Consider the following 24,416-nt stretch of genomic DNA (forward strand, 5'->3'; position numbering starts at 1 on the left):
GGGGTGTTTATGCGTTACGTATTATTCGCATTATTAATTGTACTGTTTGGCTATTGTTTAGCTTTAGTACTGCAAAACGGAACTGAGCTTACTGTTGATCTGTTGTTTATACAGGTTCCAGCAATGCGTCTAGGTTTGTTGTTATTGTTAACAATGGCGCTAGGGATTGTTTTGGGTTTGTTGATTGGTGTTCAGGTATTTCGTGTATTCCAGAAAAGTTGGGAAATTAAGCGATTACGTAAAGATATTGATCACCTCCGTAAAGAACAAATTCATGCGGCGCAGTTGGCTGCTGCTGAAGCTGCAGCACATACAAGACATGAAAAAACGGTGTTAGATATCAATCCGAATGATCGTCCATCTACACCGCTTTGAGCCACAATATGAAGTAAGGTTTTTGTTTTACCAAATATTGAAGCTAGTTTGATTTAAACGCCTTTGGATATATGGCCAAAGGCGTTTTTTATTGTGCATTAATCTATTGATAATGATATAAAATTATATAAATAAAGAGCTTGGTTTGAATTTTGAATAGTTTTTAGAAAAAATAGTCTTGGTCGTTTTAGGCTTAATCCGTATAATGCCATAATTTTGTCAGTTTGAAGGGTCTCCTCATGAGTATTATCGTTGCCTTAGATGCAAAAAGTCATTATGACGCAATGACGATTGCTGGGCAATTAGACCCTCAATTATGCCGTGTGAAAGTTGGTAAAGAATTATTTACCCATGAAGGCTCATCTATCGTTAAAGCTTTACATCGTGAAGGCTTTGAAGTGTTCTTAGATTTAAAATTTCATGATATTCCAAATACCACTGCGCAAGCGGTGTGTGCTGCGGCAGAAATGGGCGTTTGGATGGTGAATGTCCATGCTTCAGGCGGCCGAAAAATGATGGAAACTTGTGCCGAACGTTTAAAAGCGGGAAATTATAATACCCAGCTCATTGCAGTAACGGTCCTGACTTCGATGGGTCGTGAAGATTTAGCCGATATCGGCCTCGATATTGAACCCTTTGAACAAGTCAAACGTTTAGCAAAATTGACCAAAGACAGTGGTTTAGATGGCGTAGTGTGTTCAGCACAAGAAGCAAAAATGTTACGTGAAACGCTTGGTTCAGAGTTCGCATTGGTAACTCCAGGTATTCGCCCTGAGGGTTCGAGTGCAGATGACCAAAAACGTATTGTAACGCCAAAGCAAGCCATGCTAGATGGCGCAACTCATTTAGTCATTGGTCGTCCAATTACGCAGTCTGCTAACCCATGTCAAACGCTTAAAGACATTCTAGCAACGCTCTAAATATAAAACTCTAAAAAGCCTTTCATTTGAAAGGCTTTTTTTATACATTCTTTTTTTAAAGAATCTTTTGAGCTGAAGATGATTACGGCAAAGCAAAATACTGAATTATGCAGTGCGACTGTAAATGAAGCCGGATTTAACAGAACAAGATGAAGACTCCACGAATTCATCTGCTTGGGTATCAGCCATAGCTGTTGTTCAGCTATCAGTTAGGTGCAACAATGGTTGAGGCGGTGGGTGATCTGGTGAAAAAAATTGATATAAGCTGAGTCAGTTTATTTTAAAAGATGAAAAGAGAAATGTTGAGTACAGCATCACACCTCATGTGAAGAGGCGTGATGATCGTGAGATGACTTATACTGCTGCCAAGACACTGACAACAATAGGCGCCAGCACAGACAAGATAAAACCGCTTACCATGGCATGTGGGATAAAATCATTTCCACACGCTTGTTTGACCATAGGTAGGGTAACATCCATGGCAGTAGCTCCTGCGGAGGATATGGCAGAGCGTGGATATCGCCAGCCAATAATGTACATGAACACAATTGCAAAGATTTCTCTAAACAGGTCGTTCATGAGGGCAATACTACCCAAATGTGCATTTTTTAATTCCGTGACCACAATCCCCGTCATCGAGTAGAAACCATAGCCTTGAGACAGCATAATTAGATCTTTTAATTGCAAATCAGGTACAAAATAAGCAGTCACAAATGCACCAATTAATGAACCAAGGATACAACCAAGTGGCACGAGCAGTATTTGCCAATTTAACCATGAGCGATCGAGTGGTGAATAGGCCAAATCAAGCCCAATGAGGAACATGAAAACCAAGAGTAAGTTCCATGTGCTGATATGAAGGGTATAGCCGAAACTTGATGATAGCTCTGCCAAAGCATAACCCAATCCTAATGCAATAAATGCATAACTGATATTGATTAAAGACTTAGTCACTAGACTCATGGACACTTTGCCATGACTTGGTTGATAACCTAAAAGTTTGAATAAGATATAGCAACAAACAAAAGCCCCGAGGCTGGTCATAACTGCTAAAAGAGCCGCATGATTAAGTATCTGCAAAGGTTGGGCAATGCTATGTAATGTGGTTGAGAATTCAACCGCAATTGCAATTAAGAGAATATAGGTAAAATAAGGCAGGATTTGAAACGCAAGTCGTTCAAGCCATTTGGGTAAACGACGCGCCAAAACAAATCCAAGTGCCAAACAAATAAGAAGCTGGAAAATCAACCAAAAAGATTGCATGTCAAATAAAGTGTGAAAAAATACTGACTTATTATGACCGCGATCTTAATTGATTGCTTGACTATCTTGCTTGGAATTTAAAAAACGATAGTCTGCAGGATTTACTTTTCGTGTTTTCAGCCAATATTTCCAGGTATAGGTAGGCCATAAAGAGAAATTTTTCCCGTCCTCTTGTTGATACCAACTCACACAGCCAGATTGCCAAATGGTATTGGTAAATTGACTTTGTAGATGTTGATTAAACTGATCTTGAGTATCTGCTTTCACAACGATCGCTTGAGATTGCGTTTTTTGTGTCATCTCGATGAGCTGTAAAATGTAATTCACTTGCGACTCAATCATAAAAATAACCGAGTTATGACCTAAGACTGTATTGGGCCCTAAAAGCTGGAATAAGTTAGGGAAGCCTTTGGTGCTAATCCCATAGTAACTTTCGGCGCCATTTTTCCATGCCTCTGTCAGCTCGATATGATTTAGTCCTGTACAGCTAAAAGATTTGAGGTAAATACGAGGGTCGGTCACAAAACCTGTGCCATAGATCAGGCAGTCAATTGCACGCTTTTTCCCATCTTGGGTGATGATACTGTCCTCAGTTAACTCCAAAATATCATCGGTAATCAATTCAACATTTTTACGGTTAAAGCTTGGATAATATTTGTTGGAGACCAATATTCGTTTACAACCCATAATATAGTTAGGAACTAATTTCTCAGCAGTCGCAGAATCTTTTACTTGATGGCGAATATAGGCTTCTGCTAGTTTTTGTGCATATTTCATGACCTGTGGTTTCATAATGGGAACTACACGAGATTCATTTGACCAATAAAGTCGGGCACGGTGAATTTTTCGGAACCAATCAAAACGTTCAAAAAGGGTTTTCTCAAGGGGGAGATAGCGCCTTTCATCTCGTGGAATAACCCATGCAGCTGTCCTTTGTAGTACGTAAAGTTGCTTCACTTTTTCTGCAATTTCAGGAATATATTGAATCGCACTGCCGCCTGTGCCAATGGAAGCAACATTTTTATTGTTAAGGTCGTAATTATGATCCCACTGTGATGAATGGAAAACTTTGCCTGTAAATTTCTCAATGCCTGCAATATACGGGATTTGTGGTACATGCAATGGACCTGAGGCAAAAATCACAAATTGAGCAGTCAGTATTTCTGTTTGATTGAGTTTCAACTCCCAGATGCATTTATTTTCTAAGTAACGGGCTGAGCTGACTTCGGTATTAAAACGGATATAAGACTGCAATTGATGTTGAGTAGTCAGTGTTTGCATGTATTGATAAATTTCAGGTGCTTCAGCATAACGTTTAGACCAATCAGTCTTGGGTGAAAAAGACAGAGAATATAAGTGAGACTGCACATCGCAAGCAGCGCCTGGATATTGGTTCTCACGCCAAGTTCCGCCTATTTCACTGGCTTTTTCTAAAATGATAAAGTCTTGAATATTACTTTCTAACAGGCGAATCGCCATAGCTAAGCCACCAAAACCTGCGCCAATAATAGCGATCCGTGCATGAGGAGTGTTTAAGCTTGAATTTGCTGCCTGCATGAGAATTTCCTTTTTTGTTTTGATTGATTGTAGAGCAATGCTTAACAAGATCTATGATAGAGCTGACATTAAAATTGATAGATTCGGCAATTGTTGAGTGCTGGATGGTTGTAGTAAAACATAGCCCAATATTTTGCTTTTAATTGATTATGAAACGTTCTGTACTTGGCTTGATGTATTTGATTCAAGGAATGCGTAAAGCAGGAGTCGCAGTCGATCAAAAGTTACAAAGCATTGGTTTGCGTGTAGAGTCGCTTGATCCGAATGTGATCATCCATCCTGCTCTAGAGTGGGATATTTTGAAAATCATTGCAGAAGGTATTGAGCCTGAGCAAGGCTTGTTCATCGGTCAGCATTACGCTCTGGCAGGTTACGGTCCTTTACTCATGTTGTTGATGACCAGCCCGACGACACACACAGCATTGGAACAGGGTATCCGCTATCAGAGTTTGACGCATTTAAGTGGCTTATTAGGTTTGAAAAAACAAAATGAGCAAGTGGCACTGTGTTATTTACCACGTGACTTGCAAACACCATTAGGACAGTTGCGAGCACATTCTGAAATCGCGGGAACCTATAAGTTCCTACAAGATATTTATAAGATGATTGGGTTAGAGATGCCTGAGATTCGGATGACTTTACCTGTTGCACGACCTGAAGATGCGAAGAAGCTTGCGCTCTATCGGCAGGTTTATGGTCAGCAAGTGAGTTTTGGTACACAGCAAGCTGAATTTTGGTTTGATGAGCGTATGCTTAATATACCTATTCCTTCAGCAGATGCTATGACCTTCAACGTGTATGCGGGCAAATGTCAGGCAGAATTGCAACGTTTGGAAGAAACCGCTGAACAGCCAAGTTTGATTCAACGTGTACAAGATTATTTGGAGTTGCAGCGGGGGTTACTACCGACTATGGCAGAAACAGCACAAGCGCTGAACTTGCCAGAGCGAACATTGAGGCACCAGTTGCAACAGTTAAATAGCAGTTATAAACAAATTCGTGAGCAATTAATGAAAGATCGTGCACTACATTTGATGGAATATCAGGAATATTCCATTGAAATGATTGCAGAGTTATTGGGTTATTCAGAGCCTGCAGCTTTTAATCATGCATTTAAGCGTTGGTTTGGTTACAGTCCACGACAATATGGGAAATAGCCTAAGCATAATCATGCCAAAGTGTTATAGATTAACTTTTCCACTCCGCTATAATTGATATAGCCTAAAAATAGTATTAAATGATATGTCAGATTTTAATTCACCTACCGCATTCAGCCCTTTATCTCCTGCCGAGCGTTATGCTCAAGCCTTAGCATCTGGACAGTTTATGCCCGATGACGCGCAAGCACAGGCCGTACACGAGTTGGATCGCGTTTGGCATGAATTAATTCAACGTTTTAAGGCATCAAAAAAGGCATTCCGTCGTTTCCGCCGTCAAACCTCTCCACGTGGTGTATATATGTGGGGTGGTGTAGGCCGGGGTAAAACATGGCTGATGGATCAGTTTTATGACTCAATTCCGTTTCGCCGTAAAACGCGCATGCACTTTCATCATTTTATGCAACACGTGCATCGTGAGCTCAACAAGCTTTCAGGTCAGCGTAATCCTTTAGATGCAGTTGCTGATCAAATTTATAAAGAAGCGGTGGTTATTTGTTTTGATGAGTTCTTCGTCTCGAATGTGACGGATGCCATGATTCTCAGTGATTTGTTCCAAAAGCTTTTTGCCCGTGGCATTACCTTGGTGGCGACCTCGAACATTGCACCAGATGGTTTATATAAAAATGGCATTCACCGTGATCGTTTCATTCCAACCATTGAAATGGTGAAACAACAGTGTGTGATTTTAAATGTAGATGCAGGCGTGGACTACCGTTTACGTGTTTTAAAACAGGCGCAACTCTTTAAATCGCCTTTAACACATGAACACCAACGTTGGATTGCACAGCGTTTTAGCGCATTGACACAAACCCAAACCATTTCAGATGAACCAATTATTATTAATAATCGTATTGTGGAAACGGTGGGACATACTGAAGATGTCTTATGGTGTGAGTATTCTGAGCTGTGTTTAAAACCACGGAGTCCTGCTGACTTTATTGAAATTGCAAATATTTATAATACGGTGTTGGTAAGCAATGTGCCGCACTTAACGGACTATCTTTCTGAAGGGACACGTCGTTTTATTTATTTGGTCGATGAGTTTTATGACCGTGGGGTAAAACTGATTTTAACCTCAGAAGATACGATTATTGATTTGTACTCTGGTGATAAATTAGCCTTTGAAATTGAACGCACGCGTTCACGTTTATTGGAAATGCAATCAGATGATTACTTGAATGAAGCGCATCGACAAATACAAGCTGAAGCAAGTAAACAACAAGAAGAAATCTAAAAGTTAAAGCATCCGAAAGGATGCTTTTTTATGTGCATTTTCATTGTTTATTTTATCGACTTTTTTTTATAAACATGGCTTAATCAGGGTTGAAAAACAGGGAGAATATTGGTTTTAAGTGTGAAATATAAGCAAAACTGCACTTAAGTCTAATTTCGACATTTCAAAAACTTAATAAACTATTAAAGAGCATTTTGTAAATTGATAGTGCTTGTGCTTTGAGCAGTATATTATTTGGTAGCTTTTTTACGGTATTAAATAAAAAATGTTCACTATTTCGCACGGTGATATTACTATTCAGCCAAGTTTAAATCGGTATACTAGAATCTCTTGTATAAAAAGTAGCAATATCAGGAAAGACAATGACTGCACGTATTCAAAAAGGCAAGTTAGCGATTGCTAAAGAACTTTACGATTTCATCGAAAATGAAGCACTTCCAGGTTCAGGTTTGGACAGTGAAGCTTACTGGAAGAACTTTGAACAAGTCGTTGTCGATCTTAGCCCAAAGAACAAAGCACTATTGGCTAAGCGTGACGACATTCAAGCGAAGATTGATGAATGGCACCGCAACAACAAATTTGAACTTGGAGCTTACAAAGCTTTCCTTACTGAAATTGGCTACTTGGTACCAGAAGTAGAAGATTTCCAAATCAGCACAGAAAATGTAGATGAAGAAATCGCATTATTGGCTGGTGCGCAATTGGTGGTACCTGTACGTAATGCACGTTACTGCTTAAATGCTGCAAACGCGCGTTGGGGCTCTTTATACGACGCACTTTACGGCTTTGACGTGATCCCTGAAGACGGTGGCGCTGAAAAAGGTAAAGGCTATAACCCAGTACGTGGCGATAAAGTTATTGCATTTGCTAAAAACTTCTTAAATGAAACCTTCCCATTAGCAAATGGTTCACATGCTGATGCGACAAAATATGCAGTTGAAGGCAAAAAGTTAGTTGTGACCTTGAAAGATGGTTCAACAACAAGCTTAGCACACGAAGCACAATTTGTAGGTTTCAATGGCGAAGAATCTGCTCCAACAGAAATCGTACTTTTAAATAACGGCCTACACGTTATTATCGAAATTGATGCAAATAGCCCAATTGGTCAAACAGATGCGGCTGGCGTAAAAGATTTGGTTCTTGAGTCTGCATTAACCACAATTCAAGATTTAGAAGACTCGATCGCTGCTGTAGATGCAGAAGAGAAAGTTGAAGGCTACCGTAACTGGTTAGGTTTGATGAAAGGTACACTTTCAGAGTCTATCGAGAAAAATGGTAAAACCGTTACGCGTACTTTGAATAAAGACCGTACGCACAAAAATTTGATCGGCGGTGAAACGAAACTTCATGGCCGTTCATTGATGCTTCTGCGTAACGTGGGTCACCTCATGACCAACCCTGCGATCCTTGTAGATGGTGCTGAAATCTACGAAGGGATTATGGATGCATTAATCACTCCGTTATTGTCTTTTGCAGACATTAAAGGTGAAAACGAAAACAAGAACTCGCGTAAAGGTTCAATGTATATCGTAAAACCTAAAATGCATGGTCCTGAAGAAGTTGCTTTTGCGGTTGAGTTGTTTGAGCGTTCAGAACAAGCGCTTGGCTTGCCTGCAAAAACGTTAAAAATCGGTATCATGGATGAAGAGCGTCGTACTTCTGTAAACTTGAAAAACTGTATTGCTCAAGCAAAAGACCGTACTATCTTCATTAATACAGGTTTCATGGACCGTACAGGTGATGAAATTCATACTTTCATGGAAGCAGGTCCATTTGTTCGTAAGGGCGAAGTGAAAGCACAAATTTGGTTCCCAGCATATGAAAACCGCAATGTGATGATCGGTCTTCAAGCGGGCTTACGTGGTAAAGCACAAATTGGTAAAGGCATGTGGCCAAAACCAGACATGCTTCTAGACATGTACAAAACCAAGATTGAACATCCAGAAGCAGGTGCAAGTTGTGCATGGGTTCCATCTCCATCTGGTGCTGTCATTCATGCGATTCACTATCACCAATGCAACGTGTCTGAGCGTCAAAAAGAACTCTTGAATACTCAGCCTTTATCATTAGACGATTTGTTAACACCGCCTTTAGCGACAGATACTAACTGGACTGAAGAAGAGAAAACTAAAGAGCTTGAAAATAACCTTCAAGGGATCTTAGGTTATGTTGTACGTTGGGTTGACTTAGGTGTAGGTTGTTCGAAAGTTCCAGACATCAACAACGTTGGTTTAATGGAAGACCGTGCAACTTTGCGTATTTCATCTCAACACGTTGCAAACTGGTTGCGTCATGGCATCGTATCTGCAGCGCAAGTTGAAGAAGTGATGCAGCGTATGGCGAAAATCGTTGATGAGCAAAACGCAAACGATCCGCTTTATACACCAATGGCACCAAGCTTCGATGGTTATGCATACAAAGCAGCTTATGACCTAGTGTTTAAAGGTGGTGAGCAACCATCAGGTTATACAGAGCCACTTCTACATGCTGCACGTTTGAAGTTAAAAGGTTATACAGGTGACTAATCTGTAAAGCTAAAAAAGCCTCTTCGGAGGCTTTTTTTATCAGCAATTTTAAATAGTATAAGAACAAGGAATAACAATGTACTTCTGGAATGTTAATAAATTAGTAGAAGATTTGAAGTTAAATAAAGTCTCAGAAACAGATTTTAAAAATTATTATATCGTGAGTGCCATTATTATCTTGTTGAGTTATTTAGCACTTACACTTGCACCCGAATCTACCGTATCCGCAGCGTGGGCATCATTTATTCTGCAAATTGGTTTGTTGATTAGCTGGATAAATGCAATCTTTAAAGTAAATGGGGGTGAAAAAGGTCGTGATTTTTTAAAGCGTATTATTGCTTTGAGTCTACCTATTACAATTCAATCACTTGTGTTGTTTTTGATAGTTGGTATTTCCTTGCAAGTCATAATTTTGGTTTTTGCTTCCAGTTTGGAAGAGGCAATGCTTAAGCAATTAAATATAGTCATAGATCTTATTTTTGAAGTTATTATCAGTACATATATTTATTGGCGAATTTATATGGCAGTAAAACAAATTAATCAACTGAGATGAAAAAGATTTATATTCATAGAGAACTTTTATTGAGCTTTCGACAGGATATATAGTCCACCAAGCACTTGGTTTGCTCTAAAGCCAAGAGTAAAAATAAGGTCTATGTCTACTAGATTTGTTCTAAGATAAATGGATTTCTTGCATAAGTCATTTTTTGAGCTGTATTGAAATCACAATGAAAGTTCCTTCTCCTTTTAAAAGGAGAAGGCTAGGGAGAGGATTGATAGGAAGAATCCGCCCTCATTCTAAGCTTTTCAACAAGAGATAAGTGACGTTCAACACTTATTTTATTACCAATGCATGATCATTTTTTGACTTTTACAAGAGCTCTAATGAATGTATTGGCCTTACAGAGCGTATCAATCTTGATTGCTATATGGTGCGAATTTATGGATGAAGTTTCGCCATCAATAAGCTGACTTCGACTTAAATATTTCACTAACTGATTGGAAAAAATATCTTATTGAGTCTTTATCCCATTTTATTTTTAGTCGCTTTGACTGGTGCAGACTTATTATTTAGGGCCTAAACTTAGATAAATAGCTAAGATTATACTTTTGCCGTACGGTAGTAGAAAAGTATGCTTTAACAAAAGCTAGGTTGTCGTTTGTTGTGCTCAATATTGGCAGATGGTATTTACAGGTCTCGCATATCTTTTCTAGCTCAAGCTAAGTGATGTATTTTGAAGGCTTTAGTTTGGGCTTTTGTTGATTATGCCTTATGGGTAAAATATCCAAGATGATATGTTACTCTATTGATTAATTTTAGAACTTCGCTTGAGACAAAAAAGCGAAAATGATTTGATGCTATGTGTGCTAATTTTAAACCTCTAACCCTTGCTCAAGTACAGCAGTTTGGCCTACCTGAAATTCCTTTTGATTATGTGGAAGAGGTGTATCCAGGTTATGAGCTGCCCTTATTGTTCAAATCAAATATAGGATTTGAATGGCGTAAGGTGCATTTTGGTTTAATCCCGAGGTGGGCAGAAGATAAGAGTATTGCAAGCAAAACCTATAATGCTCGAAGTGAGACACTTCTGCAAAAGGCTAGTTTTATTGAAGCGACTTCAAAATATCAGTTTGGGGTAATTCCAGTTTTTGAATTCTATGAGTCAAAATATATAGAGCAAAAACCACAGAGATGGGGTGTTAGACGACGAGATGGGCAGGTTATTTTTGTTGCCGCTCTTTATGAAATCTGTCGCATAGCAGGCGAGGTAGTGCGGTCAGCAACCATGCTGACGATGGATGCTATAGACCACCCAATGATGCGGGAGTTCCATGAGCCGGGGGATGTGAAGCGTTCAGTGATTGTGATTCCACATGACCGTTTAGAGGAATGGCTTAGCTGGAAATCGTCAAATATTCAATCTTTTGTACAAGGCTTTCCTGTTGAAGAGTTTGAATGTTCTTATGTACCCAAAATAAAAGTCGAAAAAGAGAGTCCCCAGCTCAACTTTTTCGACTTTTAAACGGTTTAGCGCGCTAAATTTTTAAACACGTGTTTCAAGCTTTCCATCATTTTTTCAATTTGCAAAGGTGTTAAACCTTCAAATGATTGCTCAAGTACTACACTGGTTAAATCATTAATTTTACTGGTCATCTCCGTGCCTTTTTCTGTGAGGAGGACACGAGTGATACGTGCATCATCTTCACAAGAATAAGTTTCAACCAATCCTTCATCTTTCAAACGATAAACAATTTTGGTGGTTGTCGACATTTTTGAGACGACCATGTCAGATAGATCAGAAACACTGGCATGTGGTTTTGATTTGAGAGCAAGTAAAATACGACGACGAGAGTTGTCTAAACCATATTTTTTCAAAGCGTGATCAACATTGAGTACATATTGAGCATGTACTTGAGTTACCCAGTAAAATGGAAAGTTTTCCAGTGAAAAATCTTCAGAACCTGGTAGGAACTTACTATACTTTTTGGTCATGTGACGGATTCCCCGTGAATCGTATTTTTATTTTATAAATCAATTGAACACATTTTATGTGAACACTCATATACTTAGCAATATAAAATTACTGTTAAAAGAGATTTGCAGATGAAATATCTTTTAACAGTAATTTGAAGCTAAGTGTGGCTATTAAACAGATAGGGTATAACTGCTTTTATTTTGGTGAAAGCCAACAATAGTCTGCGCAAATTGTATAACTTCATCTTCTACTTCAGCATTCTGGTGAGAATCTAAAGAAAGTTTAGCCATTGGGGTACCGTCTTGTAGAACGATAGGTAGGAGCATTTCAAACTTTTGGTTATTATGCGAAACCACAATTTTAACTTGATGCTGATCAAATGATGATTCTAAGTTGAGATATGAGCCTTCGTAGCTAGTATTGCTAAGCATTTTTGACGTTTTATTAAAAGTCAAAGCCTTTTCATTGGTCATAGCAATGAATCCTATTCTGTATTACTTGATTGGATTAGAAATCCGCGCATCCTTGGTTTTAGCAATTGATTATTTTTACAACAATCTTGGCTGTGTTTCATTTTAGTGAAAAAAATGGATTTGTGAACTAGTGTTTTTAACAAAAAGTTTCAATGCGTAAGGTCATAAATATTATAAATTGATTTTTTTTAACTATTATTAAAATAAATAATGTATAAAAAACATTTATTTGATTCAAATAAATTGAGTTTGAAAATTAATTTTTTAAAAAATGACCAATGCGTCTAGAATTTTTAAACATCGAATATTGGCATTAAGTGACAATATCTAAAGTCAAGTTTGGCGCTTTAAGGGTAAATTTCACTCTATAAGTATCTAAATATTAAAATTTTGTTAAAAACCATAAAAAAAATATTACAAAGCAAACATCTCAGGCATAATTATTTCATCTTTAGTTGAACAGGTCACAAAAATGGATCCGTCGCCGTGTGGGTTTATGCTTTTAAAACAGAAACATAATTCTGGAGTAATGAAATAATGGAATTTCTATTAGATCCGGGAATATGGGTTGGTTTGCTTACTCTTATTATATTAGAAATTGTTTTAGGTATTGATAACCTAGTCTTTATTGCCATTTTGGCTGAAAAACTTCCCCCTGAACAACGTGATAAAGCGCGTGTCATAGGTTTATCCCTTGCACTTATTATGCGTTTGGGTTTGTTATTTGCAATATCTTGGTTAGTCACATTGACTCAACCGCTTATTTCTATATTGGAATGGACATTCTCTGGACGTGACCTCATTTTACTTTTTGGTGGCTTATTCTTGGTATATAAAGCCGTTACTGAGTTGCACGAAAAAATTGAAGGTAAGCCTGAGCTTAAAGTTACAAGCAATGTTGTCTATGCAGGTTTCACCGCAGTCGTTGCACAAATTGTTATTCTAGATGCTGTTTTTTCACTGGACTCAGTAATTACCGCCATTGGTATGGTAGATAACGTTTATGTCATGATGGCAGCGATGATTGTTGCGATGGCCGTGATGTTGTTGGCATCTAAGCCTTTAACTGCTTTCGTAAACCGTCATCCAACCGTGGTTATTTTGTGTCTTAGTTTCCTGTTATTGATTGGTATCAGCCTAATTGCGGAAGGTTTCGGCTTCCATATTCCTAAGGGTTATATCTATTCGGGTATTGGTGTCGCGATTGCGATCGAGGCATTTAACCAGTTTGGTGAGCGTAATGCGGCAAAACATGAGGCTAAAATTCCACTACGTCATCGTACTGCGGATTCTATTTTAAAACTCATGGGCGGAAAAATCGAAGCTGAAGACCCAGAACAGCGTCAAGCGCAAGAAGCTTTTGCGGATGAAGAGCGTTATATGATCGGTGGTGTGCTGACATTGGCCGAACGCTCTGTGGCTTCAATCATGACGCCACGTAGCCAAATTTCATGGGTCAATTTAGACGATTCCCCTGAAAAAATTCGTGAGCAGGTATTGTCTGTACCACACAGCTTATTTCCAGTGTGTCGTGGTAGTTTAGATAAGGTCATAAGTATTGCACGTGCCAAAGAGCTGCTTGATGTACTCGATGATGAAGAACAGTTAAAAGATCTGATCAAGCGTCATCGCCCAATTTACATCTTCGAAAAAATGAAAGTGATTGATGCCATTAATACTTTGAGAACATCAAAAGGTTCTTTGGTCTTGGTGAGTGATGAGTTTGGTAATGTACAAGGCTTGGTGTCACCGCTTGATGTGTTTGAAGCAATTGCCGGTGAGTTTCCTGACGCTGATGAACAGCTTGATTTGATCAAAATAGATGATCAGACTTGGAAGGCGACAGGAATGCTAGACTTGTACCAACTTGAACTCGAACTTGGAATGCTGGATTTGGTCGAGGAAGATGCAGGCTATATCAGTGTAGCTGGATTAATTCTTGATAAAACCCATGGTGATGTTCAGGTCGGAACTCAGTTAGACTATCGTGGTGTTCATTTTGAAGTGCTTGAGTTAGATTCAAATCGAATTAAAACTGTCAGTATTGTTCATCGTCTAGTTTAAGATTTGCTTTAAGCTTTTGTAAAAAATGTCAGCTTTATGTTGGCATTTTTTGTATATAAATTAACCATTAGATGTTTGATTAAAAAAACGCTATGCTATGCGCAAAATTTAGTGGCGATGTGCGTTTATCCTTTTTGAGCTGGTGAAGTTTAGTAAAGGTAGGTTTTTATCCCATAATTTAATATCAGATAATAAATAAAGGTAGTGTGGCTACCAAAAATAAAAATGGAAAGAGCTCATGCATCTTATGGAAAAAATGGTCGATTTCACTAAGCTTTCGACTGAGAAGCAACAGGCCTTATTTAAGAAGTTGGAAAGCTTTGATCGGAAAATTTTTCCAAATGCAGTTCAAAATGAGTTATATCAACTGCTTTATAATCATGATGTCGTTGCATTACCGATTATTCGTTTTTATCATCGAGGTAAAATCGTCGGTCAAAATATTATTGCCATTTTAAAGCTTAATAGAGAGCAGCAGACTTTGTATATCGTGAATTCACGAGCAGCCTTTTTACCTGATTATAGGAATCAAAACAGAAGTTTGATGTCTGCGATACGAGTGGCTTTAGGTTATCGGCTCAAATATCCCACGCGACAGCTGTGGTTTGTTTCAAGCTTGATGCAACCGAAAGTATATCGCTTGTTTGCTTCACGTTCTAAGCGCTTTTATCCACGTGTTGGTGCTAAGATGCCTGAAGAGTATTTGCAGGTGCTTGAGCTCATGCAAAATCGTCATGAGAATGTACAGCAACGTAGTGAGGATGTATTTGTACATCCTTGTGTGCTGCCACAAACAACCCCTGAACAATTAATTCGACTACGCAATCGGGCGAGTCCACATATCAACTTTTATATGCAGCATGCACCTGACTATTTTATCGGTATGGGGTTGATCTGTATTTGTAAATTAGATCTTTTTACATTAGTAGATGCTGCACTTAACTTGCTCTTAGGGCGAGAAGTCGCCTAACAAGCGAGTCAAGAACAGCTTTATTTTCGCTTATCAAGATGTTTGAATCAGTTGTATATTTGCATATTCATAAATCATTTCAGCTTTGAGTTGGTGAATTTGATCCATAAAAGCTACGGCAAAGCTTCCAATGCTTTGACTTTGGGTATAAGCAAGTTGTCCAGCAATCGCAAAGTGAATATGCGCAGACAGTGCTGCAATAACAGGATTGGTCACCGCACTATAGGCAGCGATCAATGCGCCTAAAGCACAGCCTGTAGCGGTTACTTTCGGTTGTAAATATGAACCACCATTGACTTGAATCACAGCATTAAGTTCTTGAGACAGGATATAGTCAGATTCACCTGAGATAGCAATCACACCTGAATGTGCAAAAAGCGTTTTTGCTTGTTGGTAGACATCTGCGCTATTGGCAGTACTGTCCACACCTTTGGTTTCGATGTGGTTGCCTGCAAGTGTGCTGATCTCTGAAGCATTGCCACGGATAATCGTGGGTTTAAAGGCTAAAAGCTGATCGACCATTTCAGAGCGCCATTTTAAAAATGCACCATAACCAACAGGATCTAGAACCCATGGAATGCCTTGTTGCTGCGCAGTTTGAGCTGAGATTTGCATGGCTTGCATTTGTTCAGAGGTTGGTGTTCCTAGGTTGATACTAAGTGCTGCACTAATGCGGGTGAAACTTTCCGCTTCAAAGGGATTATCAATCATGGCAGGTGAGGCACCCGAAGCCAATAAAACGTTAGCTGCATAGTTGGCTGCAACACTGTTGGTGATACATTGCACCAAAGGTTGTTGTGTTTGCAGGGCAGTCCAAGCTTCAGCAACATATTCCACCAAGACATCGGTTTGGTCTTGAATTGATTGTTTTGAGTTAAGCAAGGAAAGGTCTAAAAGCTCGGTCATAGTGGGTGCCCTTATTTGGTGAAATAGTGGTCTTGGTGCTTACATTTACGACAAAATAATGTCACATATTGGTCAGCATCGTAGTCTACAGTGAGTTCATTTGAACCACAGTACATACAGCGCTTTTGCGAATAGAAACTTAAACGCGGTTCAATTTTTTGCCATGAACGTGAAACAGGTTGGAAGAAAATAGTTTCGTCATAACCCAAGAAGCGGAAAAACAAGACTTCGCTCATTTTACTGAATGGTAAGTTATGCGGTCGAGGCAACGTTGAAGTTTCCCATTTTTCAGCCACACTACGTTCACGGTATTGTTGCAAGGTTTTTTTCAACAAGTTGGTATTGATAAAGTTTTCATTGCGTATTTGTAAGGCTTTACGTTCGTACAAATACTCCAATGCAGTTTGGATTAAATAATAAATTTGTCCGACTGCGAGTACATCGAGTAAACGATAACAAAACACTTGGAAACTGTTATTTCCCGCAATTTGAATGCCCCAAGTACGGCAGTAAAACTGCATAAACTGGATAATTTCCTGATAAAGCAATTGGTATAAGGCATTTTTGACTTCATCTGAGGTTTTAAATGGAACACCGAGGCTCAGGTTCTCGTAAAACCAATAACGAAGCTGTTGGGTAATGCTAAATAAGCTGGGTTCCGAATAACCATCTAAACGGACATTCATATAGTACTGATGTGCTTCACTGGCAAAATCTTTGGCAACGAGGATTTGTTCTTTTACCAGTTGTTTAACAAGGCTATTTTGAAACAGGTAATTGGGGCTGATGCTAAAATATTTGATCTGTTCCCAATCAATAAACTCTTGGTGTTGAGTATGTTCTTGTACGTAGTCATCAAGCAGGGCCAATAAAAATAATTTATGCATAAAACTAAGTTGACCTAGCTCAAACTCATAAATGTCTTTTTGATTTTTAGTTTTACGTTGTTCTTGCTGGCGAGTTTCTTTCAATATTTTTTTGCGTTGCGCTAAACAGCTGTCACAGTGACAATTTAGATTTGAATGACTAAAAACACGATGTTGGCAGTGGCTACATTCATGAAAGTTAATTTCTTTATCGTATTGTTCAGCATCCACCCAAAACATAGCCGCCTGACACAGTGGACATGGCGTGCTTTCATCAAGTTGTTTGTGCAAAATTTGAAGCGACATAGGATGAATCTGAAACTCAGGATTTTCTCAAATTATACACGCTAAAATTTCAGAAAGGCGTTGTAAATTGCAGTGTAATTGAACAAGCAGAGGCGCTTTGTGACGACGAGATAGAAGAAGGGATGCAGGGGCGAATATAGGGCAAAAAAATACGGCATGCGCCGTATTTTTTGTAGAAGTCGAATTTAAACGGGGCAAGGCAAAGAGTCGTCTTCTCTACCTAATTTTTTGGCTTCAATCATAGCTTGAACCTTCCTGTTGGGGAGCTTTTTGCGACTAAGGTTATCATAGTGGTTTAAGATACTGGTGACGTCATGTGCTTGTAATGGCATTCCTTCACAGCTCATAAACATAGCAATCACTTTATGATCAATTTTTGCAGCATCCAGTGCTTGCAGCATTTTTATATTTTCGACGCGGACGATATGGTCTTTTAAATACATCTCACACCTCTTTTATTTTGTCTAAGTTTTATCATGCGCTATGCATAATGAGATACAAGCAAGAACTGTGCACAAAATGTAGACGATTTGAAAATTAAGTTATAAATTCGAAAACGTCTCCCTTATAGTGCTATAGAGTTTTGAGAAAGCCTGATTTTATTGAATTTGTACCATTTGTATGAAATTGGTTTTGAGTGCTGGTGTAAATATTGCAGAACAACACCAGCACAATGAACGGAATTGCCTGTTTCTTATTCAATTGATAAAGATAGTGGATAGCGACAAGGGAAATACAATTGAAAAGCCAATTCAATGTGCCCATATAAATATCATTCAACGAACACAGACAGCATGACAAACTTGTCGTATGATCAAAACATACACAATATAAAGCTGTAGACCAATAGCATTAGGACATGACATGAATATTGCGGCAAATCCAATTATTGAGGCAGATCAAACTGTTTATTTAAAAGACTACCAAAAGCCATCTTTTTTAGTAGACAGCATTCACCTCGATATTCAAGTCTATGATGAGCATAGCAAAGTTGATGCTGTACTGGAGTTAACGCGCCAAGCTGAAGGTGATTTGGTTCTACTCGGGCGTGATTTAGAGCTAAAGCGTTTAGTGCTGAATGGTCAGCAACTCAGCCAAGAGCAATATGCACTTGATGCTGAGCAGTTGGTAATTCGCAATGCACCAAATCAGATCAAGCTTGAGACATCAGTGATCATTCATCCTGAGTCAAATACACAACTTGAAGGCTTATACCAAGCCGCATCAGATTTGTTCGTAACCCAAAATGAGCCTGAAGGTTTCCGTAAAATTACCTTTTACCCAGACCGTCCTGATGTTCTTTCAGTGTTTACCACACGTGTAGAAGCTGACAAAAAATATCCTGTGCTGCTTGCTAATGGTAACTTAATTGAAGCGGGCGAGGCAGGAGAAGGTCGTCACTATACCATTTGGCAAGACCCAACCAAAAAACCAGCGTATTTATTTGCTTGTGTGATTGGTGATTTGGCTGTTTTAAAAGACCGTTATGTGACTTCCGAAGGTCGTGATGTGGCTTTGGAAATTTATGCCGAAGAAAAAGATATTCCGAAATGTCATATTGCGATGGAAGCTTTAAAGCATTCAATGCGTTGGGATGAAGAACACTATGGTCGTCCCTATGACCTAGACAATTATATGATTGTGGCGACCAGTGCTTTCAACATGGGGGCGATGGAAAACAAAGGTCTCAATATTTTTAATACCTCATGTGTTTTGGCTGACGAAGAATACACGACAGATGCCGCGATCATGCGTGTACAGTCGGTGATTGCCCATGAATACTTCCATAACTGGACAGGTAATCGAATTACTTGCCGTGATTGGTTCCAATTGTGTTTAAAAGAAGGCTTAACGGTTTTCCGTGATCAATCTTTCTCAGAAGATTTACTGTCTGCTGCGGTTCAACGTATTGACGACGTTGCGGTACTCAAAGCGCATCAGTTCCCAGAAGATTCAGGCCCATTGTCTCATCCACCGCGTCCAGACCATTTTGTGGAAATCAATAACTTCTATACGGCAACAGTCTATGAAAAAGGTGCGGAAATTAACCGCATGATGGCAACCTTATTAGGCAAAGAAAAATTCCGTAAAGGAACCGATGAATACTTTGAACGCCATGATGGTCAAGCTGTGACAGTTGAAGATTGGGTCGCTGCTTTGACCGCGGGTTCAGGTGTAGATTTATCCAACTTCTTAACGTGGTATAACCAACCAGGTACACCAAAGTTAGAAGCTGAAGGTCACTATGATGCTGCTGCACAAACTTATACCTTAAACTTTAAGCAAAGTTTAAAAGCACATCCTAAGTATCCGAACCTAAAAGCTGTTCCAATTCCTGTTGCTTTAGCACTGTTCGATGCTGCAACAGGTGAGCAATTGCTTTTAAACTCAGACAGTTTATTTGAAAATGCAGTCAAAGACGGTGTGTATCTTTTTGATCAAGACCAAGCCAGCATTGTATTTAGCGGTTTAAGCACGAAGCCGGTCGTGTCATTACTGCGTAATTTTTCTGCGCCCGTCAACTTAGAGTTCAACTATACCGATGAAGAGTTGGCATTCTTAATTCAATACGAAACCAATGGATTTAACCAATGGCAAGCAACACAAACACTGCTTGAGCGTATTTTGCTCAATGGTCATGATGCGCATATTTATATTCAAGCCATTAAAAACACGTTGCCTGCGCTTGTTGAGCAAGATCCACTCTTGGCATCGCGTTTATTTGATGTGCCAAGTGAAGGATATTTAGGTAGCCGTATCGACACCGATTATGAACCTGAGAAAGTTCAAGAACAGCGTAATGCTCTGATTGACAAACTTGCACGTGAGTTAGGGGCGTTCTGTAAAGACACGTATTTGGCTTTAGACCCAGATTTGCAAAAAGAGTTCTCACAAGCCATGGGTGTCCGTGCACTGAAAAATATCATGCTCAGTATGATGGCTCGCCAAGGTGATGAAACTGCTTTTGAACTGGCGTATCAGCAATATGAAGCCACAGGCAATATGTCTGAACGGTTAGGTGCATTACGTGTCTTGGTGTGGAACGATGCACCACAAGCAGAAGCTGCATTACGTGATTTTTATCTACGTTTTAAAGATGAGGCTTTGTCACTAGATCAGTGGTTCACACTTCAAGCGGCACATCCTTGTGCTACAGAAGACACCATTCAATACCTCACTTCACATGCCGATTATGATTTGGGCGTACCGAACCGTATTCGTTCAGTGAGTGGTGGTTTAAATGCAAATCCAGTGAACACATGGAGTTTTGGTGTGGATCATTTCATTGGGCTGGCAAAATATTTAGATGAGAAAAACCCAATTGTTGGTTCTCGTTTACTTCAAGTTTTGTCTCGCTGGTATAGCTTGGCAGAGCCACAGCGTAGCGAAGTGAAAGCAAAGCTTGAGGCTTTAAAACCACAAGTGAAATCTAAAAATGTCAGTGAAACTTTAAGCAGTATGTTAAGTATTTAACTGATCTACGCATAAAAAAAGCCAGTCTACTGACTGGCTTTTTTTATGCAAACTGAAGAATGACAGCATGAAGAGCTCACATTGGTATTTTTCTAAATAATGAACATTCATGTGAATAGTGTGAATTGAATCGCATTTTATGGGTATAATGTTATGGCATAACAGATGATTAGCTCAATATTCTGTATTTTTTCGGCTTCTGTATACAGGCTATTGGGCACACAAACATGTAGAGTGTAAACAGATATGTTAGTTAAAATTGAAGATGGGTTTTATTTAAATACCGTTCATATTATTGCTATTCGTATTGCGAAAAGTGCTGAACTGGGAACATTTCAAGTCAATGTTGAGTATAGCCCGCATAACCATCAGGCTTCGGGGTTATTTCAAAAAACTTTTATGCAACAGTCGGCAGCAGAGCATTATTTGCAAAATTTGCATCAGCAGATTAGTAAAAGCTAATAAAGTGAACAAGTTCTGCCAAACAAAAAAAGACTGCTTCGGCAGTCTTTTTTGTTTAAAACAATACTTAAACTTTTACGATCAGCACAGGTATCGGAGACTGTGTGAGAACATTTTGCGCCACACTACCTAACATCATCTTTTTAAAGCCTGTACGGCCATGTGAGCCCATCAAAATCAGGTCTGCACCGACTTCATCGGCCACATGAATAATACCTTCAGAAGGAGAGATGCCGCGAATCACTTTGGTATCCACCTCAATTTCATCGCGGTCAAATGAGAGCTTTACTTCGGCTAAACGGTCTTGAGCGACTTTTTCAGCATGTAGGAAATAGTCGGTGATGGCTGGTGCAACTTTATAAAAGTCGACTCCGACAAATGGATCGACTGCAATCACGCTCATGAGTGTTACACGACTATTTAAATCTTTGGCCAACTCAAGTGCTTGTTCAACAGCAGCATAAGACATCGGGGATTCATCGACGGCAACCAAAATGTGTTTGTAGCTCATTATCTTCTCCTTAATGGTGCATCTTTATGCGGATTATTTTGCAGTACATGCGAAATCAATTCATATAAAGACGCGTTATAGTTGATTAAGCTTTAACAATGAGAACTGGGAGCTCAGTAGACTTGAGAACATCTTGAGCAAAGCTGCCTAATAGGAATTTTTGAAAGCCTTTACGGCCATGTGAACCCATCACAATCAAGTCATTTTTTAGTGAAGCGGCTGCTTCGACCACAGCATCTTCAGAGACTTCACCTTTGATGATTTTAGACTGTGCTGTTATACCTTGTTCTTGTGCAATTTGAACAGCATCCTGAAGGGCTTTCTCAGCATTGTTGTAGGCTTGTATGAAATAGTCTTTCATGATTGGAGAAGTATAGTAAAAATCAGCATCTTTGAGAGGGTCTTCAGCAACTAAGCTAATCAATGTGAGTTGACTGCCAAAAACTTTGGCAATTTCAGCCGCTTGTTTAACCGCAGAAAAAGAAATTTGTGAACCGTCAACAGGGACTAAAATATGTTGGTAAGCCATCAGAGGGACTCCTTTTGTATAAGATTTAGTTCTTGATTTATTGATAACACACTGCCATTAAATGTTCAATTTTGATCGGGCTAAAAATTGAAAATTCATGAAATTTAAAGAAAATAATTCAAAAAAAGCCGATTTACGTCTCCAAAATCTTGAGTGAAAAACTCAAGTTTCAGATTTAAAGCAATATTCTCTAAAAGATGCTTCTAGTGTTTAAATGAGGCTGAAATGTGACCTGTTTAATCATGCGATGTGATAGAGATTGTATTAGAATCATTTGAAAAAAGGGTGGGGCCGAACAGTATGATTTTTCAATCAATAATAAAAGTACTTAGTACTGTTTTCATGATTGTGCTTTTGAGTGCGTGTCAAAGTGTAGAAAAGAACACCAAACTGATTGCGGGAACGTTCAATACAGCAACCAATATTCAAATGAAAATGCTAGATCGCTTTGCGCCTCCCGATGTCATCGTACACAATAATATTCCATATCAAGCTAGTCCTGAGCTGAATGTTGATATCTATCAACCCAAAAATATTGAACAATTAAACACAGTGCCCACGGTGGTTTGGATTCATGGCGGCGGATGGGTTTCGGGGTCAAAAAAGCATGCGCGAGGTTATTTTAAGCTTTTAGCTAATCAAGGCTTTAACGTGGTCTCGGTAGAGTATCAGTTTGCACCTGAGGCTATTTATCCCACTCAGTTACAGCAAGTCGATCATGCACTGAATTTCTTACAATTGAATGCTGCTCAGTATCATATTAACCCGAACCAACTGTATTTAGCAGGAGACTCTGCTGGAGCCAATATTGCCAGTCATTATGCTGCACTTTTGACTAATCCCGCATTTGCTCAAGCATCCAATTTTAAGCCGAGCATTCAGCCGAAACAGCTTAAAGGGCTAATTTTGCATTGTGGTATTTATGACTTATATCGCTTTGTAAACACCGCTCCTGAGGAACTCAGGCTCATTGAATGGGGCGTTTATAACTTGGTTCAAGCTTATACAGGGGAGCGTAAAGAAGATGCAGCTTTTTTAAAGTCAATTTCAACCAGTGAACATATTACGCCACAGTATCCATCTGTCTTTATCAGTGGAGGAAATAAAGACTTTTTAACCAAGAGCCAGTCTTTACCTTTCGTCGAGGTGTTGAAGCAGCATCAGGTTGCAGTCACGGAGGCTTTTTATCCAGACTCTAAGGAGTTTTTGGTGCATGAATATCAGTTCATGATGAGCAAACAAGCGAGTCAGATCACCTTTGATCGAACCATTGATTTTATAAAGCAAACCTCAAGGCCGACTGAAACAAAATAAAAAAGTATACAGAAAGACTTGTTTAATTTTTAGTATTTAAATAACATACCGACCGATTGGTATGTTAATTATTGAGTTCCTGATGAATCCTATATTAATGGCTTATGCATTGCTGGCGATGGCAATTATTTCTGAAGTGATTGGTTCGACTTTTTTGGTAAAGTCGGAAGGTTTTACCAAGCTATTGCCTTCTCTGGCCGTAGTGGTTCTATTTTCGTTGGCATTTTATTTATTGTCTCAAGTGATTAAAGTGATTCCATTGGGTATCGCTTATGCGATTTGGGCGGGTGTTGGTATTGTTTTAACCGCTCTGATTGGTTACTTTGTTTTCCGACAAAGTCTAGATTTTGCAGCAATGATCGGTATTGCACTGATTGTTTCTGGTGTGGTCGTGATTAACTTATTTTCAAATTCAACAGGGCATTAAGTTCGATGCAACAAGCAAGTCCACGTAAAAAGGCACCAGAACAGGTTCGCCAAAGTATCCTACAACATGCGATCTGTTTGGCTGCTGAAAAAGGCGTGACTGGGGTCTCCATACAAGCAGTGGCTGATTTGGTTGGCGTGAGTAAGGGCGGCGTTTTTCATCATTTTCCAAACAAACAAAAGCTACTAGAAGCGATGGTTGTGGAACAGCTTGAACAATTAGATCGTGTTATTGATGAGTTGATTAGCCAAGATCGTGATCGTTATGGTTGCTTTACCCGAGCCTATATCGAGATTACTTTGGAAAAGCAGGTGCTAGGCTTGGAGCATTCTTGGTCAGCTATTTCGATGATTATGCTGACGGATCGTACCTTTAATGAGTATTGGATTGAGTGGCTAGAAAAACGTTTGGCTCGACATCAGGATACAGACAATGACTTGGAACTTAAAATTTTGCGCTATGCTGCAGATGGTATTTGGCTCACAGCATTTACCGAGGTGGAAAATCTGTCTGAGACGATGCAACTTAAGCAAGAATTGATTCAACGAAGTTATCAGCATTAATTTTTCAAGTTAGCAATATTTAACAATAAAAAAAGCACCC

23 protein-coding genes are annotated in these 24,416 nt (G+C 39.1%); 14 read left to right on the top strand and 9 right to left on the bottom strand.

Annotation, left to right across the window (positions count from 1 at the left end; translation table 11 throughout):
- Window positions 1-9: 9 nt before the first annotated feature.
- Together DPG01_RS01225 and pyrF are read left to right on the top strand one after the other, a co-directional pair.
- On the top strand, window positions 10-375 hold the full coding sequence (locus tag DPG01_RS01225) for a lipopolysaccharide assembly protein LapA domain-containing protein (protein ID WP_086210127.1): 366 nt from the start codon (window positions 10-12) through the stop codon (window positions 373-375).
- A gap of 239 nt (window positions 376-614) precedes the next feature.
- Window positions 615-1,295, top strand: coding sequence for an orotidine-5'-phosphate decarboxylase (gene pyrF / locus DPG01_RS01230; RefSeq protein WP_110973946.1), 681 nt, complete (start codon window positions 615-617; stop codon window positions 1,293-1,295).
- Between the two features lie 354 nt (window positions 1,296-1,649).
- Here the strand turns inward: pyrF and DPG01_RS01235 are convergent, their stop codons facing one another.
- On the bottom strand, window positions 1,650-2,558 hold the full coding sequence (locus DPG01_RS01235; protein ID WP_086210124.1) for a lysine exporter LysO family protein: 909 nt from the start codon (window positions 2,556-2,558) through the stop codon (window positions 1,650-1,652).
- 45 nt (window positions 2,559-2,603) lie between these two features.
- Window positions 2,604-4,115 carry a flavin-containing monooxygenase gene (locus DPG01_RS01240; RefSeq protein WP_110973947.1) on the bottom strand — a complete coding sequence of 504 codons (1,512 nt, stop codon included), beginning with the start codon at window positions 4,113-4,115 and terminating at the stop codon, window positions 2,604-2,606.
- A 149-nt stretch (window positions 4,116-4,264) separates the two neighbouring features.
- Here DPG01_RS01240 and DPG01_RS01245 point away from each other — a divergent pair, with 149 nt between their 5' ends.
- The 5 genes from DPG01_RS01245 (at window position 4,265) to DPG01_RS01265 (ending at window position 11,058) form a co-directional block, all read left to right on the top strand.
- Window positions 4,265-5,272, top strand: a complete 1,008-nt coding sequence (locus DPG01_RS01245; RefSeq protein ID WP_110973948.1) for an AraC family transcriptional regulator — start codon at window positions 4,265-4,267, stop codon at window positions 5,270-5,272.
- An 85-nt stretch (window positions 5,273-5,357) separates the two neighbouring features.
- Complete coding sequence (zapE, locus tag DPG01_RS01250; protein WP_086210121.1) at window positions 5,358-6,509, top strand: cell division protein ZapE; 1,152 nt, start codon at window positions 5,358-5,360, stop codon at window positions 6,507-6,509.
- A gap of 362 nt (window positions 6,510-6,871) precedes the next feature.
- Entirely contained in the window at window positions 6,872-9,034 is a 2,163-nt protein-coding gene (locus tag DPG01_RS01255) for a malate synthase G (RefSeq protein WP_110973949.1), read from the top strand.
- 76 nt (window positions 9,035-9,110) lie between these two features.
- Window positions 9,111-9,587 (top strand): hypothetical protein, encoded by a 477-nt coding sequence (locus tag DPG01_RS01260; protein ID WP_110973950.1) that lies wholly within the window; start codon window positions 9,111-9,113, stop codon window positions 9,585-9,587.
- 808 nt (window positions 9,588-10,395) lie between these two features.
- A complete protein-coding gene (locus DPG01_RS01265; protein WP_110973951.1) occupies window positions 10,396-11,058 on the top strand; it encodes an SOS response-associated peptidase family protein in 663 nt (220 codons plus the stop codon).
- A gap of 5 nt (window positions 11,059-11,063) precedes the next feature.
- On the opposite strand, the gene DPG01_RS01270 is transcribed toward DPG01_RS01265, so the two are convergent.
- Together DPG01_RS01270 and DPG01_RS01275 are read right to left on the bottom strand one after the other, a co-directional pair.
- The gene (locus tag DPG01_RS01270) at window positions 11,064-11,528 is read right to left on the bottom strand and encodes a MarR family winged helix-turn-helix transcriptional regulator (protein WP_086210117.1); all 465 of its coding nucleotides are present in this window, start codon (window positions 11,526-11,528) and stop codon (window positions 11,064-11,066) included.
- A 153-nt stretch (window positions 11,529-11,681) separates the two neighbouring features.
- The gene (locus tag DPG01_RS01275; protein ID WP_110973952.1) at window positions 11,682-11,984 is read right to left on the bottom strand and encodes a hypothetical protein; all 303 of its coding nucleotides are present in this window, start codon (window positions 11,982-11,984) and stop codon (window positions 11,682-11,684) included.
- A 537-nt stretch (window positions 11,985-12,521) separates the two neighbouring features.
- Here DPG01_RS01275 and DPG01_RS01280 point away from each other — a divergent pair.
- Both DPG01_RS01280 and DPG01_RS01285 read left to right on the top strand, forming a co-directional pair.
- Window positions 12,522-14,048: a TerC family protein gene (locus tag DPG01_RS01280; RefSeq protein WP_110973953.1), complete on the top strand. Its 1,527-nt coding sequence runs from the start codon at window positions 12,522-12,524 to the stop codon at window positions 14,046-14,048.
- Between the two features lie 238 nt (window positions 14,049-14,286).
- Window positions 14,287-15,018 (top strand): hypothetical protein, encoded by a 732-nt coding sequence (locus DPG01_RS01285; protein ID WP_086210114.1) that lies wholly within the window; start codon window positions 14,287-14,289, stop codon window positions 15,016-15,018.
- Between the two features lie 33 nt (window positions 15,019-15,051).
- Here the strand turns inward: DPG01_RS01285 and thiM are convergent, their stop codons facing one another.
- From thiM to DPG01_RS01300, 3 genes are all read right to left on the bottom strand, one after another.
- Window positions 15,052-15,924 carry a hydroxyethylthiazole kinase gene (gene thiM, locus DPG01_RS01290; protein ID WP_086210113.1) on the bottom strand — a complete coding sequence of 291 codons (873 nt, stop codon included), beginning with the start codon at window positions 15,922-15,924 and terminating at the stop codon, window positions 15,052-15,054.
- Window positions 15,925-15,935: 11 nt separating this feature from the next.
- Window positions 15,936-17,096 (bottom strand): hypothetical protein, encoded by a 1,161-nt coding sequence (locus tag DPG01_RS01295; RefSeq protein WP_110973954.1) that lies wholly within the window; start codon window positions 17,094-17,096, stop codon window positions 15,936-15,938.
- A gap of 185 nt (window positions 17,097-17,281) precedes the next feature.
- On the bottom strand, window positions 17,282-17,539 hold the full coding sequence (locus DPG01_RS01300; RefSeq protein WP_086210111.1) for a hypothetical protein: 258 nt from the start codon (window positions 17,537-17,539) through the stop codon (window positions 17,282-17,284).
- Window positions 17,540-17,960: 421 nt separating this feature from the next.
- On the opposite strand from DPG01_RS01300, the gene pepN reads away from it, so the two are divergent.
- Together pepN and DPG01_RS01310 are read left to right on the top strand one after the other, a co-directional pair.
- Complete coding sequence (pepN, locus tag DPG01_RS01305) at window positions 17,961-20,570, top strand: aminopeptidase N (protein WP_110973955.1); 2,610 nt, start codon at window positions 17,961-17,963, stop codon at window positions 20,568-20,570.
- Window positions 20,571-20,816: 246 nt separating this feature from the next.
- Entirely contained in the window at window positions 20,817-21,032 is a 216-nt protein-coding gene (locus tag DPG01_RS01310) for a hypothetical protein (protein WP_004696898.1), read from the top strand.
- A 67-nt stretch (window positions 21,033-21,099) separates the two neighbouring features.
- On the opposite strand, the gene DPG01_RS01315 is transcribed toward DPG01_RS01310, so the two are convergent.
- Both DPG01_RS01315 and DPG01_RS01320 read right to left on the bottom strand, forming a co-directional pair.
- Complete coding sequence (locus DPG01_RS01315) at window positions 21,100-21,543, bottom strand: universal stress protein (RefSeq protein WP_004696899.1); 444 nt, start codon at window positions 21,541-21,543, stop codon at window positions 21,100-21,102.
- 85 nt (window positions 21,544-21,628) lie between these two features.
- Window positions 21,629-22,072, bottom strand: coding sequence for a universal stress protein (locus tag DPG01_RS01320; RefSeq protein WP_058869721.1), 444 nt, complete (start codon window positions 22,070-22,072; stop codon window positions 21,629-21,631).
- Window positions 22,073-22,372: 300 nt separating this feature from the next.
- On the opposite strand from DPG01_RS01320, the gene DPG01_RS01325 reads away from it, so the two are divergent.
- From DPG01_RS01325 to DPG01_RS01335, 3 genes are all read left to right on the top strand, one after another.
- The gene (locus DPG01_RS01325) at window positions 22,373-23,386 is read left to right on the top strand and encodes an alpha/beta hydrolase (RefSeq protein ID WP_110973956.1); all 1,014 of its coding nucleotides are present in this window, start codon (window positions 22,373-22,375) and stop codon (window positions 23,384-23,386) included.
- 82 nt (window positions 23,387-23,468) lie between these two features.
- Entirely contained in the window at window positions 23,469-23,813 is a 345-nt protein-coding gene (locus DPG01_RS01330; RefSeq protein ID WP_005401176.1) for a DMT family transporter, read from the top strand.
- 5 nt (window positions 23,814-23,818) lie between these two features.
- The gene (locus DPG01_RS01335; RefSeq protein WP_058951890.1) at window positions 23,819-24,376 is read left to right on the top strand and encodes a TetR/AcrR family transcriptional regulator; all 558 of its coding nucleotides are present in this window, start codon (window positions 23,819-23,821) and stop codon (window positions 24,374-24,376) included.
- Window positions 24,377-24,416 lie beyond the last annotated feature (40 nt).

Origin of the sequence: Acinetobacter sp. WCHAc060042 (assembly GCF_003231195.1) — a bacterium.
Classification (GTDB): domain Bacteria; phylum Pseudomonadota; class Gammaproteobacteria; order Pseudomonadales; family Moraxellaceae; genus Acinetobacter.